Source organism: Flagellimonas taeanensis (genome assembly GCF_003584105.1).
GTDB classification, from domain to species: Bacteria; Bacteroidota; Bacteroidia; order Flavobacteriales; family Flavobacteriaceae; genus Flagellimonas; species Flagellimonas taeanensis.
The window spans coordinates 228,685-243,281 of record NZ_QXFO01000028.1; the positions used below are offsets into that span (position 1 = coordinate 228,685).

At 46.7% G+C, this 14,597-nt stretch carries 17 protein-coding genes; 11 read left to right on the top strand and 6 right to left on the bottom strand.

Features of this window, described 5'->3' with window-relative positions:
• Window positions 1-32 precede the first annotated feature (32 nt).
• The 3 genes from D2V93_RS18465 to msrA are packed head-to-tail and all read right to left on the bottom strand — an operon-like array spanning window position 33 to window position 1,531.
• Entirely contained in the window at window positions 33-338 is a 306-nt protein-coding gene (locus tag D2V93_RS18465; protein ID WP_072882028.1) for a hypothetical protein, read from the bottom strand.
• A gap of 42 nt (window positions 339-380) precedes the next feature.
• Window positions 381-980, bottom strand: a complete 600-nt coding sequence (gene folE, locus D2V93_RS18470; protein WP_072882030.1) for a GTP cyclohydrolase I FolE — start codon at window positions 978-980, stop codon at window positions 381-383.
• On the bottom strand, window positions 980-1,531 hold the full coding sequence (gene msrA, locus D2V93_RS18475) for a peptide-methionine (S)-S-oxide reductase MsrA (RefSeq protein ID WP_119620499.1): 552 nt from the start codon (window positions 1,529-1,531) through the stop codon (window positions 980-982). Before msrA ends, folE begins: the two co-directional genes overlap by 1 nt.
• Window positions 1,532-1,690: 159 nt before the next feature.
• On the opposite strand from msrA, the gene D2V93_RS18480 reads away from it, so the two are divergent.
• Window positions 1,691-2,359 carry an ABC transporter ATP-binding protein gene (locus D2V93_RS18480; RefSeq protein WP_119620500.1) on the top strand — a complete coding sequence of 223 codons (669 nt, stop codon included), beginning with the start codon at window positions 1,691-1,693 and terminating at the stop codon, window positions 2,357-2,359.
• Between the two features lies 1 nt (window position 2,360).
• Window positions 2,361-3,125, top strand: a complete 765-nt coding sequence (locus tag D2V93_RS18485; protein WP_119620501.1) for a TIGR02757 family protein — start codon at window positions 2,361-2,363, stop codon at window positions 3,123-3,125.
• A gap of 70 nt (window positions 3,126-3,195) precedes the next feature.
• Here the strand turns inward: D2V93_RS18485 and D2V93_RS18490 are convergent, their stop codons facing one another.
• Both D2V93_RS18490 and D2V93_RS18495 read right to left on the bottom strand, forming a co-directional pair.
• Window positions 3,196-4,011, bottom strand: coding sequence for a hypothetical protein (locus D2V93_RS18490; RefSeq protein ID WP_119620502.1), 816 nt, complete (start codon window positions 4,009-4,011; stop codon window positions 3,196-3,198).
• A 77-nt stretch (window positions 4,012-4,088) separates the two neighbouring features.
• Window positions 4,089-5,228, bottom strand: coding sequence for a Gfo/Idh/MocA family protein (locus tag D2V93_RS18495; protein ID WP_119620504.1), 1,140 nt, complete (start codon window positions 5,226-5,228; stop codon window positions 4,089-4,091).
• A 147-nt stretch (window positions 5,229-5,375) separates the two neighbouring features.
• Here D2V93_RS18495 and D2V93_RS18500 point away from each other — a divergent pair, with 147 nt between their 5' ends.
• The 8 genes from D2V93_RS18500 to D2V93_RS18535 all read left to right on the top strand — a co-directional run bounded on the left by D2V93_RS18500 (window position 5,376) and on the right by D2V93_RS18535 (window position 13,390).
• Window positions 5,376-6,860, top strand: a complete 1,485-nt coding sequence (locus D2V93_RS18500) for a S10 family peptidase (protein WP_072882042.1) — start codon at window positions 5,376-5,378, stop codon at window positions 6,858-6,860.
• A 131-nt stretch (window positions 6,861-6,991) separates the two neighbouring features.
• The gene (locus tag D2V93_RS18505) at window positions 6,992-7,660 is read left to right on the top strand and encodes an SGNH/GDSL hydrolase family protein (protein WP_245978307.1); all 669 of its coding nucleotides are present in this window, start codon (window positions 6,992-6,994) and stop codon (window positions 7,658-7,660) included.
• Window positions 7,657-8,049 (top strand): hypothetical protein, encoded by a 393-nt coding sequence (locus tag D2V93_RS18510; RefSeq protein WP_119620507.1) that lies wholly within the window; start codon window positions 7,657-7,659, stop codon window positions 8,047-8,049. The genes D2V93_RS18505 and D2V93_RS18510 overlap by 4 nt, the downstream gene beginning before the upstream one ends.
• Before the next feature lie 42 nt (window positions 8,050-8,091).
• Entirely contained in the window at window positions 8,092-9,099 is a 1,008-nt protein-coding gene (locus D2V93_RS18515) for a glycosyltransferase (RefSeq protein ID WP_119620509.1), read from the top strand.
• A 127-nt stretch (window positions 9,100-9,226) separates the two neighbouring features.
• The gene (locus D2V93_RS18520) at window positions 9,227-11,149 is read left to right on the top strand and encodes a BatA domain-containing protein (protein WP_245978309.1); all 1,923 of its coding nucleotides are present in this window, start codon (window positions 9,227-9,229) and stop codon (window positions 11,147-11,149) included.
• Window positions 11,146-12,411, top strand: coding sequence for a dihydroorotase (locus tag D2V93_RS18525; protein ID WP_119620512.1), 1,266 nt, complete (start codon window positions 11,146-11,148; stop codon window positions 12,409-12,411). Before D2V93_RS18520 ends, D2V93_RS18525 begins: the two co-directional genes overlap by 4 nt.
• Entirely contained in the window at window positions 12,398-12,721 is a 324-nt protein-coding gene (locus D2V93_RS18530) for a DUF4870 domain-containing protein (RefSeq protein WP_119620513.1), read from the top strand. The genes D2V93_RS18525 and D2V93_RS18530 overlap by 14 nt, the downstream gene beginning before the upstream one ends.
• A 9-nt stretch (window positions 12,722-12,730) precedes the next feature.
• Window positions 12,731-13,390, top strand: coding sequence for an alpha/beta hydrolase (locus D2V93_RS18535; RefSeq protein ID WP_119620515.1), 660 nt, complete (start codon window positions 12,731-12,733; stop codon window positions 13,388-13,390).
• A gap of 481 nt (window positions 13,391-13,871) precedes the next feature.
• Here the strand turns inward: D2V93_RS18535 and D2V93_RS18920 are convergent, their stop codons facing one another.
• Entirely contained in the window at window positions 13,872-13,997 is a 126-nt protein-coding gene (locus D2V93_RS18920; RefSeq protein WP_262696655.1) for a hypothetical protein, read from the bottom strand.
• On the opposite strand from D2V93_RS18920, the gene D2V93_RS18545 reads away from it, so the two are divergent.
• On the top strand, window positions 13,996-14,597 hold a 602-nt coding region (locus D2V93_RS18545), incomplete at its 3' end, for an Ig-like domain-containing protein (RefSeq protein ID WP_147377373.1). The genes D2V93_RS18920 and D2V93_RS18545 overlap by 2 nt on opposite strands.

Here is a 14,597-nt window from a genome sequence, read left to right on the forward strand (position 1 = left end):
GTCAAAACAAAAAAAGGATAATTGCATTAAGATCAAAGGTCAATCTTTTTAGGTTGGCCTTTTTTCTTTGAAGCCAAGAGATAAGTATAGATCCAAGTCAACGTGAAGGTGGGGATCACATCCAGACCGGGGATAAGCTCCTCGGCAAAGGTAATCAAACCGGCAGCCTGTCCAACCCTGCCCTTGTACAGCCGTGTCATGAGCCATCCGGCCACCGGTGCCCAGATTACATCGGAGAACTCCCCTATACCCGGGATTGCGTAGGATATCATCCCGATACCATCGAACAACAACCCCAATAGAAGGTTGCGGTACTTATTATCTTTTTCTTCTGCCATAAAGGAAAAATAGGAATTCCCTTTGAATTGGAAAAATCCAGTTTAGGACAAATTTGCACTGATCAATTTCAGGAACTCGTTGCGTGTTTCTATTTTCTCGAACTGGCCCCTGAAACCAGAGGTTGTAGTAACCGAGTTTTGTTTTTGCACCCCGCGCATCATCATGCACATGTGCGAAGCTTCTATCACCACGGCAACCCCCTTGGGCTTTAACGTACTGTTGATGCACTCCAAGATATCATGGGTCAATCGTTCCTGGACCTGGAGCCTGCGGGCAAAAACATCCACCACTCTTGGAATCTTGCTAAGACCTACAATGTGGCCATTGGGAATGTAAGCCACATGGGCCTTCCCAAAGAATGGGAGCATATGGTGTTCACAAAGGGAATAGACCTCAATATCCTTGATGATGACCATATCATCATACTTTTCCGCGAACATGGCCCCTTTCAGGATCTCTGTGGCATCCTGCTTGTAGCCTTGCGTCAAGAAAAGCATAGCCTTTGCGGCACGCTCCGGCGTTTTCAGCAATCCTTCACGGGTCACGTCCTCACCAAGGTCGTCCATGATTTTGGAGAAGTGTTCCTTCACCTCATTGGTAATTTCTATGCTATATTCTTCTAGATATCTGTATGGTGCCATCAAGTGCTTTTTTGTGATAGTAGGGCATTCAGTTTTTTGATCTTTGGATCGATGATGAACTGGCAATACGGTTGTTGCCTGTGGTCGTTGTAATAGTTATGGTGTTCTTCCTCGGCCAGATAAAATGGTTTTTCTTCGGATATGGCGGTCACGATTGGCAATGCAAAGATGCCTTCTTTTTCCAAAAGGGCAATGAATTCCTCCGCAAGATACCGTTGCTCTTGGCTGGTATAAAAAATCTCGCTGCGGTATTGGGTGCCCACATCGTTTCCTTGCCGGTTCAGCGTGGTGGGGTCGTGCGTGGCAAAAAAGACCTCCAAAAGTTCTGTGTAAGAAATCTGGGCAGGATCAAAAGTAATCTTGATCGCTTCGGCATGTCCTGTCCTTCCCGTACAAATTTCGCGGTACGCCGGATTTTTGATGTTCCCACCTGTATAGCCTGGAACCACATCCTTTACGCCATTGAGCCGTTGAAAAACAGCTTCGGTACACCAAAAACAACCGCCAGCAAAAATGGCGGTCTCGACTGAATTATTTTTTTGTTCACTCATTATTAATCAAAGTTAAACAAAATAGCTGATTATAGGTCTATTTTGGAAATTAATTGTTTTCTCCTTAGTCGTTATAAATAGCCAAAACTTTATTTATAAAAATGTAATCTTTGTCCAATCAGCAGTAATCATTACTTTCACCCAGCGAAGTAGTTTTACATGATCAAGGCAACAAATATCCAGAAAAGTTATGGTGACCTCAAGGTGTTGAAAGGGGTCGATATCGAAATCCAAAAAGGGGAAGTGGTTTCCATTGTGGGAGCTTCCGGCGCAGGAAAAACCACTTTATTGCAGATTTTAGGCACTTTGGACTCCCCTACCAACAAAGGAGAAAGCACATTGTTGATCAACGATACCGATGTGAACCAATTGAACGACAAAAACCTGGCCCAATTCCGCAATGAGCATATCGGGTTCATTTTTCAGTTCCACCAACTGTTGCCAGAGTTCACTGCCCTGGAAAATGTCTGCATTCCTGCCTTTATCAAAAAAACGGCAAGAGCAGAGGCCGAAAAACGGGCCAAGGAGCTGTTGGATTTTTTGGGGTTGAAAAACCGCTATGAACATAAGCCAAATGCGCTTTCCGGAGGCGAACAGCAACGCGTTGCAGTGGCCCGATCTCTGATGAACAGCCCTTCTGTGGTGTTTGCGGATGAACCCAGTGGAAACCTGGACTCCGAAAGTGCGGACAACCTGCACAAACTGTTTTTTCAGCTTCGGGATGAATTTGGACAGACCTTTGTCCTGGTGACGCACAACCTTGAATTGGCCGATATGGCGGACCGAAAGCTCACCATGGTGGATGGCTTGATCGTTTCCAAAGACTGATATGACCAAAGCAGAGCTAAAGGATTTTTTGGATGCCAAAGTGTGGGAATACAACCATCCCAAATTTTTGGAGGATGACCCCTTGCAGGTCCCCCATCGGTTTATCCAAAAAGAAGATATCGAAATCAGTGCTTTTTTAACGGCTACCATCGCGTGGGGCAACCGTAAGAGCATCATTAACAATGCTTCCAGATTGATGGAACTGTTGGATAATGCGCCCTATGATTTTGTGCGGCATCATACCGAGGATGATCTGGGCAAACTGGCCCCTTTTGTACACCGCACCTTTAATGGATCCGATTTTGGTTACTTTGTAACCAGTCTAAAAAATATCTACACAAATCATGGCGGTCTGGAGGATGTTTTTACCCAACACCAAACAGCAGATTCCATGCAAGGAGCCATTTCCCATTTCAAGGAAGTATTTTTTGAACTGGTTCACGAACCACGGACGACAAAGCACATTTCCGACCCCAATAAAGGTTCTGCCGCAAAGCGCATCAATATGTTTCTACGTTGGATGGTGCGAGACAATTCCACGGGAGTGGATTTTGGATTATGGAAAGGGATCGATCCCGCCAAACTCTCCTGCCCTTTGGATGTGCACTCCGGCAATGTGGCACGGAAGCTAAAATTGCTCAAACGTAAACAGAATGATGCCAAAGCCCTTCAGGAATTGGACAAAAGTTTGCGAAAGCTCGATGCAACCGATCCTGTAAAATATGATTTTGCTCTCTTCGGCCTAGGGGTTTTCGAGAAGTTTTAAGCTATACTTTTTTAAAAAGAAAAGACCCACCGACATCTATCAGCAGGTCTTTTTTAAGAATTTGATTTTCTTATTTGGTGAACGGATAGGCTGTCCCTAAAATGGTGATGGTGGAATTGGTATAATCTACCTTGATATCCTTGATATCCGCAATGTCCACATCCAAAACACCGGATTCAATATTTCGTGGGAACAAGACAAAATGCAAGGGGTCTTCAACGGTCAAAGTGTAACCCAGCCCAGCAGAGCTCGTCCCGTTTTGCGACCCATCCAATAAATATTCATCGTCCCAGATATAAAGGGGTGTGTCGTTCCCCACTATCCATGTTCTTGTGGAATTTTCTTGGTATTCGATCACGGCACCGGTCTGTGTGGTGATTTTTCCATCTTCTATGACGACGCTGTACCTGAGATGACCGTCTTCATTTTCTCCCAAATTCGTCACCACATGGGTGCCCTCCACTTTGTATTCATTGTGATAATAGTTGGTAAAGGTGGCCGTGTGTTCACTATCGGGCTGCCCGTACCAATTCGTGGAAACAATGGTCACAATGCCTTTTCGGGTGACCCCGTCCTGCCCCAGTACCCCCGTTCCAAAATCTACGGTAATGGTCTTGGGAAATGTGGAAAGGTCCGCCGGGGATATGGTAATGTCCAGATTTTGGGAAGTGGTTTCGATGGATTTGGCCTGAGAATCGGTTGTCTCACTTTCAGCCGTCAATATAGCATCGCCATTGTTGTTCCCAACATCCTGAAATATTTTGCTAACCGTAACATACTCCACCAAAGCATCGATGGCAGATTCAGAGGAGGTCTCGTTTTTGACATCTTCTTTGTCACAGCTAAAGAAGAGAAGGGCCAATGCAGGTATCATCAGTTTTTTCATAATGGATAAGATTTGGAATTACAAATAACGCTAAAATCCTCATTATCCATACGTTCAGGCCGCTGATTTTTTTCTTTCTATCCGCCAAACCCAAAGCCAGGGGCCAAATCCAAAGGGATTTTTTGGCCTCCGTTCGCAATGGACTGGTAAATGGCCTCCACGATCATCATGTCCCGTTTGCCCATTTCACCTGGAGCTTTATTGGGCTCACCGAACAGTACATGTTTGGCAAAATCGTCCATTTGCAGTTTTTGCTGACTTTCGTGGGGAAATTTGAGTTCATCACCTTTGGAAGTGCGTCCACTCAAAGGGCCATAATTGTTGGCAGGCTGAAGCTGGAACCAACCTGATGTCCCGGAAACATACATGCTGTTGGCATTGAAGTTGTGGGAGGTGGAAATGTTGCCCACGGCCCCACTTGGGAATTCAAACTGGGCCATGATGGTCTCGTCCGTATCCTTAAAATACTCCGGGCGGGTACTGAATTCCTGTGCCGATACGGAAATGGGATTTTCACCTGTGCCATAAATGGCACTTTGCACAGCGTAGACGCCCATGTTCATCAAGGCACCACCCCCTGAAAGCGACTTGTTCAACCGCCATTGGTCCGGATTTCCCGTGGAGCGATAGGCCGCTTCTGCAGAAACAAATTGGATGTCTCCAAAGGTTTTTTCCTTCACAAACTCTTTTACTTGCTGCGTATAGGGTTCCGACTGCAATCGGTAGCCCATCCCCAATTTGACCCCAGCATCCGAACAAGCCTTGATGATGGCGTCGCACTCCTCGACATTGATACCCATAGGTTTTTCGCAGATGACGTGTTTTCCTGCCTTGGCAGCCCTAATGCAGAATTCCGCGTGCATGCTGTTCGGCAGCACCACATACACCACATCAATGGCTTCGTTATTGGCGATGTCGTCAAAATTTTGGTAATTGTAGATGTTCTTTGTGGGAATACCATACTTGTCGGCCCAAGCCTTCTCCTTTTCAGGTGTTCCTGTTACAATTCCCGCCAAATAGCAGTGTTGGGTATCCTGCAAAGCAGGGGCCAGTTGATAGGTGCTGTAACTGCCGAGCCCTACCAAGGCAATACCCAGCTTCTTTTTATCCTGATCGGCTCCCATGGCACAGGCAAAGGGGGCAGCAGAAAGTAGGGCGGCACCGCCCATTCCCTTTGCAATGACAGTGTTGAAATTCCTACGGGTGAGGGTCTTCATGTGTTGCGGTTTTGGTGATGGTATTAAAGGTAAACATTAGCTTCCAATTCTGCACTATCAGTTTCTTTTACGAATCTTTTAACAAATCGGGAAGTTTCAAAATATGTACTTTTAGCAACGTGTAATGATTCAACCTAAATTAAAAAAATGAAAAAACTTTATCTCTTTGGCATATGCCTGTATGCCGCTGTTTCTTTTGGTCAAGAACGAAAATTGCCCGTGGACACCACAGTGACCACACAACATGCGGTGACCATCAACGGAACCCGTATCAATTATACCGCAACAACGGGAACACAACCTGTTTGGGACGAGTTAGGAAAACCCATTGCGTCGCTGCACTACACCTATTATACCAAAAATGATGTAAAGGACCGTGCCGAACGTCCCTTGTTGATTTCTTTCAATGGAGGACCGGGTTCAGGTTCGGTGTGGATGCACTTGGCCTACACGGGGCCCCGTATCCTCAAGATTGATGATGAGGGATATCCTGTGCAGCCTTATGGTGCCAAGGAAAATCCCTATTCCGTCCTGGATGTGACCGATATTGTATATGTGAACCCGGCCAACACCGGATATTCCCGCACCATTCCCGAAACAGGGAAAGAAGTGGACCGCGAAAAGTTTTTTGGCATCAATGCAGATACCAAATATTTGGCGGAATGGCTGAACACCTTCGTGACACGAAACAACCGCTGGAGATCCCCAAAATATATTGTGGGGGAAAGTTATGGCGGTACCCGGGTAATGGGACTATCCTTGGCCTTGCAGAACCAGCAATGGATGTACCTGAACGGGGTGATCATGGTATCACCTGCGGATTATAAGGTTTTCCGTGACAACGATCCTGTTTCCAGTGCCTTGAACCTCCCTTATTTTACGGCCGCCGCATGGCACCACAAAGCACTGCCCTCCGCATTGCAGAGCAAGGACCTGTTGGAGATCTTGCCCGAAGCGGAGGCATTCACCATCAATGAACTCTTGCCCGCCATTGCCAAAGGAGGTTTTATTCCCGAGGCAGAACGCACCGCAATCGCAAAGAAAATGGCCTACTACTCCGGTTTGAACGAAAAAGATATTTTGGACCATAACTTGGATGTACCCACACAATTCTTCTGGAAAAATCTCTTGAAAGACGAAGGAGGCTACACTATTGGAAGATTGGACAGCCGTTATCTTGGGTTTGACAAACAGCTTTTTGGGTCGCGACCAGATTATGCCCCAGAATTGACCTCTTGGCTGCATAGCTTCACCCCTGCCATCAATTACTACCTTCAGGAAGAGTTGGGTTTCAAAACGGATATCAAATACAACATGTTTGGCCCTGTGCACCCTTGGAACAATGATGATGACAACGTAAGGGACAATCTTCGTCAGGCCATGGCACAGAACCCTTACCTGAACGTATTGGTGCAATCCGGGTATTATGACGGAGCTTGTACCTATTTTGCCGCAAAGTATACCATGTCCCAAGTGGACCCCAGCGGACGTATGAAAGACAGATTCGAGTTCAAGGGATACCGTTCCGGACACATGATGTACCTCAGGAAAGAGGACCTCAAAACGGCCAATGACGACATCCGCGCCTTCATCCTACGCACACAGGCCAATGGCAAGAGCGCGAAGTATTGATCCTTCGATTTTCACAAAATAAATGACCGAGCGGCGTGAAATAATTTTCACGCCGCTTTTTGTTTTTTTTGATAAAACCATACATTTAACAAAAAACAAAGATGTTGAGAACACAAACCTTAATTTGGACAATGGCCTCATTGCTAGGATTTTTGAACCCCATGAAAAGTACGGCCCAAGATTGGCCCAATCTGGAAAAGTATAGGGAGGCCAATGCCGCTTTGCCCGCACCTGCGGCTGATGAGGATAGAGTAGTCTTTATGGGCAACTCCATCACCGAGGGATGGTCGGGCGCAAATCCTGATTTTTTCAATGACAATCCTTATGTGAACCGTGGAATCAGTGGGCAGACCACACCCCAAATGGTGTTGCGCTTTCGGCAGGATGTCATCGACCTGAAACCTAAAATTGTGGTTATATTGGCGGGAACCAACGACATTGCAGGAAATACCGGCCCCATGACCTTAGCACAGATCAGGGACAACATCCTTTCCATGGTGCAACTGGCCAAAGCCAACGGCATATCCCCCATTGTTTGTTCGGTACTTCCAGCCTACGACTACCCATGGCGGCCCGGAAAAGAGCCCAACATCAAAATCCCAGAACTGAACGGTTTGATCAAGGAAATGGCAGCTCAGGAAGAAATCATGTACCTGGATTATTTTTCGGCCATGGCCGATGACCGCAATGGGCTTCCCAAAGAGTTGACCACGGATGAAGTGCACCTGACCAAGGCCGGATATGCCGAAATGGAAAAATTGGTACAGGAAGCCATCCTAACAACCCTTTCGAAAAAATGAACGATCTGGAATTCTTGAACGCATTTGATTCTGGAAACTTTCCTCCGAGTATGTTCGACCATGAAGCCCATTTGAGATTGGCTTGGATCAGCTTGAAACAGTATGGGGAGCAAGAAGCCATTGAGAAAGTATGCGAGGGCATCAAAAATTTTGATGTGCTCCATGGAGATGGCAGCAAGTTCCACACAACCCTTACAGTAGCCTCCATCAAAACGGTAAACCATTTTATGCAAAAATCCAAGGCTCATCATTTTGCGGATTTCATCCAGGAATTCCCCAGATTGAAAACTTCTTTCAAGGAACTGCTGGGCCAACATTATGGCTTTGAACTTCTTTCAGACCCAAAGGCAAAAGAAAAATACGTAGCACCAGATTTGCTTCCTTTTTGATGGTTCCATTGACCGACCATTGTTTTTCAGTTACTTTGTAAAATGCAACAAAACAAGGTCAGCATCATCATTCCTTTCAAGGACACGGCCCGTTTTTTGCCCGATTGTTTGGATTCCATTCTGGCCCAGACCTATGAAAATTGGGAAGTCTTGGCCGTAAATGATCATTCCAGCGACCTTGGTTTCCGCCTACTTTCCACTTATGCCCAAACAGATTCAAGAATCAAGGTATTTCATAACGAAGGAAATGGGATCATTCCTGCCTTGCGCACAGGATATGCAAAAAGTAGCGGTGGATTTGTGACGCGGATGGATTCCGATGACATCATGAAACCCAATAGGCTCAGGGTGATGGTGGAATCTTTGTTGAAAACAGGAGAAGGGCATGTTGCCGTGGGCCAAGTACGCTATTTTTCGGACAGGGGCATCAGCAATGGATACGACCGTTACGAGAAATGGCTGAACCAATTGACAGCGACTGGAAAGAATTATAGTGAAATCTACAAGGAATGTGTGATCCCCTCCCCTTGTTGGATGGCTCACCGAACCGATTTTGACCTATGTGGGGCCTTCAACCCCAATCGGTATCCAGAGGATTACGACCTCGCGTTCCGATTTTATGGACAAGGCCTGAAAGTCATTCCCTGTACTCACGAACTGCACCTGTGGAGGGATTATGATACCCGAACCTCGCGGACACACGAACATTATGCACAGAATTATTTTTTGGACATCAAGCTGCATTACTTCTTACAGTTGGATCATGACAAGAATCGACCGTTGGTCGTTTGGGGTGCTGGTTTCAAAGGGAAAGCGATTGCGAGGGGGCTCCAAAAAAAAGGTTTGGATTTTACGTGGCTGTGTGACAATCCCAAAAAGATTGGAAAACGGATCTATGGGAAGGAATTGGTGCATTTCTCTGCCCTAAAGGAGTTGGACCGTCCACAAAGCATTGTTACCGTAGCCAACGAAGAAGCCCAACAAGAGATCAGGGCCTTTTTTCAAAGCTTGGGGCTGCAACCCATGACGGATTATTTCTTCTTTTGTTGAATAAGAGTTATTGGGTTGTTCAGTTATTTGGTTATTGGACTTGAACTTGTCTCTTGAACTTTATACTTGACCTTGAGTTTGCCCCCGAACTATTTTAATCCCTATATTTGTCCAATCAAAGTTGGGAATGCAGTTTAAACATCCGGAAATTCTTTGGGCTCTTTTTCTTCTGGTCATTCCCGTCATCATCCACCTTTTTCAGTTACGCCGATTCACGAAAACCCCGTTCACCAACGTGGCCATGCTCCAAAAAGTAGTTTCGGAATCCCGAAAAAGCAATTCATTGAAGAAGTGGTTGCTATTGTTCACCCGTCTCCTGTTGTTGGCCGCCATCATCATCGCTTTTGCACAACCTTTTACCGCAATGGTGACCGCTCTGAAAGAAAAGGAAACCGTGGTCTATCTGGACGACTCCTTCAGCATGCAGGCCAAGGACAATGGGCTCACCCTTTTGGAAAAAGCGGTCCAGGACCTGATCAAAAATCTGGATGCGGAAACCAATTTCAGTTTTTTCACCAATGAAAGGACCTTTGCCGACATCCGTATAAAGGACATACAGAATATGCTGCTGTCGCTCTCCTATTCATCCAAACAACTTACTTTGGATGAGATCGACTTGAAGGCCAACACGCTTTTTTCCACCTCCAATGCCACTACAAAAAATCTAATCATTATTTCCGATTTTCAGCAAAGGATGATTTCCGATGGTGCTTCGATGGATTCGACCCAGAACACCTATTTGGTGCCATTGAGGGCCCGAGAAACTCAAAATGTGGCCATAGATTCCGTTTTTTTGGAAGATGGCACAACGGACCAAGAATCGTTGGGCGTGCTCCTATCCGGAGGGTCGGAAGATGGAAATCTGCCCATATCGCTCTATAATGGCCAGGACCTGATTGCCAAGACCGCCGCAAAGTTTTCGGCCAATGGAACGGCTAAAGTGGTCTTTTCCATTCCTTCGAACCAAGAAATCAATGGCAAATTATCCATTTTGGACAATGGCTTGGGGTACGATAACTCCTTTTATTTCAATATCAATGCAAAGGAGAAAATTAAAGTGGTTGCCGTAACGGGTTCGGACAGCGACTATTTGGACCGCCTCTACACCAATGATGAGTTTGAATTAAAAAAATTCACCTTGAACCAATTGGATTACAGTGTTTTAGATAGCAAAAACGTCGTGCTGCTGGATAACCTGAAGGCCATTCCCAACAACCTACAAAGCGTACTCCGCACCTTTAGGGACAATGGCGGCACATTGATCATTGCCCCTTCGTTGGAGAGTGATCTTTCTTCCTACAATACCCTACTTTCAAGTTTGGAAGCTACGCGCTACATGGACACGGTGACCGCAGCTTCCCAAGTGACCAGCATTGCTTACGGTCATCCACTGTACCATAATGTGTTTGAAAGTGAGGTCGCCAATTTCCAATACCCCACCGTGAAGGAACACTTCAAAATGCAATCACGGCTTCCCAAGATCCTATCGCTGGAGGGAGGTGATGCCTTTTTGTCGGGCAACGATGGACTTTATGTGTTTTCGGCTTCCTTGGAGCAGGAAAACTCCAATTTTAAAAACTCCCCATTGATTGTCCCCACCTTCTACAACATGGCCCATTCAAGCCTACAGGCACCCGGGTTGTACCATACTTTGGGAAGCAGTAGTTCCATTGACATAACCGCAAATCTGGGGAACGATGACATCCTTAAAGTTTCCAAGAAAGGATATGAGTTCATTCCCCTACAACAGGCATTCCCGAATCGGGTCAGGCTTATTTTTGACCAAAACCCGACCGAAGATGGCATTTATACCATACAACAGAATGGACGTTCCTTAAAAAATATCAGCTTCAATTATCCACGGAAAGAGAGCCAACTCCAATACTTGGATGTTGACAATCTGCCATATACGACCACCCAAGACTCCATAGCGTCCCTTTTTGACCGTTTGGAAGCGGACAGCAATATCACTGCTTATTGGAAATGGTTTGTTATTTTAGCGTTGCTTCTGGCGTTGATAGAGGTTATCATTCAAAAATTCGTTACATGAACATTCTGCTGAAGTCTGCAAAAATTGTTTGTCCGGAAAACAAGGACCTTCACTTGAAAAAGCGGGACATCCTCATCAAAAATGGGAATATCGAAAAGGTAGGCACTTCCATCGAAGCTCCCCCAAAAACCCAAATGGTCAACCTCAAGAACCTCCATGTATCGGTGGGATGGTTTGACAGTGGGGTGAGCTTTGGTGAGCCCGGTTTTGAGGAGCGTGAGACCATTGCCAACGGACTTCGAGTGGCTGCGAGCAGCGGTTTTACCGATATTTTGCTATACCCCAGTACCCATCCCGTGCCGGACACCAGCTCCGATGTGGTCTTTTTGAAGGAACGCGGACTGGGAAAACCCACTAACATACACCCGATGGGAGCGTTGACCAAAAACTCGGAAGGTGTGGACCTCGCCGAACTTTTTGACATGAAAAACGCTGGTGCGGTCGCCTTTTTTGACTTTAAAAAACAGGTTTCCAATCCCAATCTGCTCAAAATAGCTTTGCTATACGCCCAAAATTTTGATGGCCTGGTCTTTTCCTTTCCCCAGGATGGCAGCATCAAGGGAACAGGGGTCGCCCATGAGGGTGAAGTATCCACTACCCTTGGGTTGAAGGGCATTCCCGCCCTTGCCGAAGAACTTCAGGTTGCCCGTGATCTTTTTATTCTGGAATATACCGGAGGAAAGCTCCACATTCCGACCATTTCAACGGCAGGATCGGCGAAACTTATTGCCAATGCCAAAAAGAAAGGATTGGACGTCACCTGTAGCGTGGCCATCCACAATCTGTTCTTTTCGGATGAAGAGCTGAAAGGGTTCGACACCCACTTTAAAGTGTCCCCTCCCCTTCGCAGCAAGGCGGACAGTAAGGCCCTCATCAAAGGCTTGAAGGAAGGCACCATCGATTTGGTGACATCGGACCATGTCCCCATTGACATTGAACACAAACGCGTGGAGTTTGACAATGCCATGGACGGCACCCTTGGACTGGAATCAGCGTTTGGAAGCCTCAATCTACTGCTCGGCACAGAGGAGACCATCACCTTGATGACCAAAGGTCGCTCCCGATTTGGAATTGAAAATCCATCGTTCAAAGAAGGGGCCAAAGCCAATATCACCCTGTTCAACCCAGAAGAGACCTACACGTTTGGACCAAAACATATCCTGTCCACTTCCAAAAACAGTATGTTCTTGGGCGCGGAACTGAAGGGAAAAGTATATGGAACCATCAATAACGACCAAATCATCATCCATGAGCGGGATTGAGACCGGAAAAACAACGGCCATTGTGGCCTACATTACGATTGTAGGCTGTCTTATCGCCATCACCATGAATTTGGAGCCCAAAAACACCTTTGCCCGGTTCCATATCCGACAGGCCTTTGGCATCCACCTGCTTTTCCATGCGCTGGCCATATTGTTCACCTATTCGGGCCTGGCCTATGTATCAATCATAGCCTATATTGTCTATATGGTGCTATGGGTGCTGGGCTTCGTACAGGCGCTGAACGGAAAAACAAAGCCCTTGCCCGTGGTCGGACCCTATTTTCAAAAATGGTTCACATTCATTTCATAAAAAAAAACAATGTCCCCCACCCCGCTATCGCTCGAATATTTGATACGCCCCTCCCAACTGAAAACCGGAAAAATCCCGGCCATTTTCCTCTTCCACGGATATGGCAGCAATGAAGAAGATCTGTTTTCCTTTGCCCCGGAACTCCCCGAGGAATTGATGGTGATTTCGGTACGGGCACCGTACGATCTGGAGCCTTTTGGACATGCTTGGTATGCCATAAACTTTGATGCCGAGCAAGGAAAATGGAGCGACGACGTACAGGCAAGGGAATCCCGGGACAAAATCGTGAAGTTCATAGACGAGGCCATCGCCGCATATGATCTGGATGCGGAAAACATTACCCTTTTGGGCTTTAGCCAAGGGACCATCCTGAGCTATGCCGTAGCTCTTTCCTACCCAGAAAAGGTCAAGAACGTGATTGCCCTTAGCGGCTATATCAACGAAAAAATCCTAATGGACGGCTACGCCGAAAAAGATTTCAGCCATTTGGATTTTTATGTTTCCCACGGACAAGTAGACCAGGTCATTCCTTTGGAATGGGCGCAAAGAACCCCTGATTTTTTGGAGCAGCTGGGCATCGCCTACACCTATGAAGAATTCCCTATCGGTCATGGGGTCTCCCAGCAAAATTTCCTTTCCTTCCGGAAATGGCTGGTGGAGCGACTTTGATTTTCTAATCTCAAAAGTCTGATGTCGGATATCTGACGTCTGAAATCTGAATATTTATTCGTGTCAAATCAGATGTTAGAGCATGGAACAGAGAAAATAGACTTTGGTGATTCGGTTACTGGGTCATTCATAATGCTTGTCATTCTGAAAAACACGGAGTGTTTTCAGAATCCAATCCAAAACGGGATTATTGGATTGTTGGATTTACATCAAGATGTCAGTTCGAGTTTTTTCCAAAGGAAAAAGTATTGAGGACCCCTTCTTTGTCCAAGGCGATTGAATGTTGGGTCATCGGAAGTTTGGGCTTGATTCGAGTAATTCGTCACATTTGTGTCCACTCCATAGGAAACACCCCTAAAGTCCCCTCAAGGGGACAGTTGCCCATGATGGTCTCCCTATTCTATTATTGCTCATTGATTACTGTCCATTGTAGATTGGATTTTCCCTTCACTCTTCAACCCGAAACTCGGAACCAGAAACCCTACCCCATCAACCCAAATGTCCCATCCGTCAACCCAACAGGGGCATCCATCAGATCATGGCCAAAACTTTCCTTGGAACGCCCCATCTTGACCTGATATTCACCGTAAAACAAAATTTTGATCATGAAAAACTACATCAAAAAATTAGGTGTTGCCATCCTCGCCATGGCCCTGGTATGGTCCTGCGGAAAAGATGACGGCCCGACACCGCCCAAGAACGCAATGCCCGTGATCGCGGCACAGGAGTTCAATGCCTTCGAGGGCATAAGCGACACCGAAGTGTTCGGTACGGTGGTCGCCACCGATGCGGACAAGGATGCCCTTACCTTCACCATCAAGACCAACGACAATGCCCTCTTCGAGATCACCGCTGGCGGGGAACTGTCCCTGGCCACGGGCAAGGCACTGGACTTCGCCACCAAGGCACAGCACACCATCACCGTGGAGGTGAGCGATGGGACCGACGCAGCATCGGCCACCATCACCATCAAGGTGGTCAAGGAGGGTACGGACCCCAACAACACCGCCCCGGTGATCGATGCACAGGAGTTCACCGTGGCCGAGGACATCACCGACACTGCGACCATAGGCACCGTGGTGGCCACCGACGTGGATGGCGATGCGCTGAGCTTTAACATTGTGACCAACGACACCGACCTTTTTATGATCAGTGGCACGGGTGTGCTTACCCTGGCCACGGGCAAGGCACTGGACTTTGAGACCAA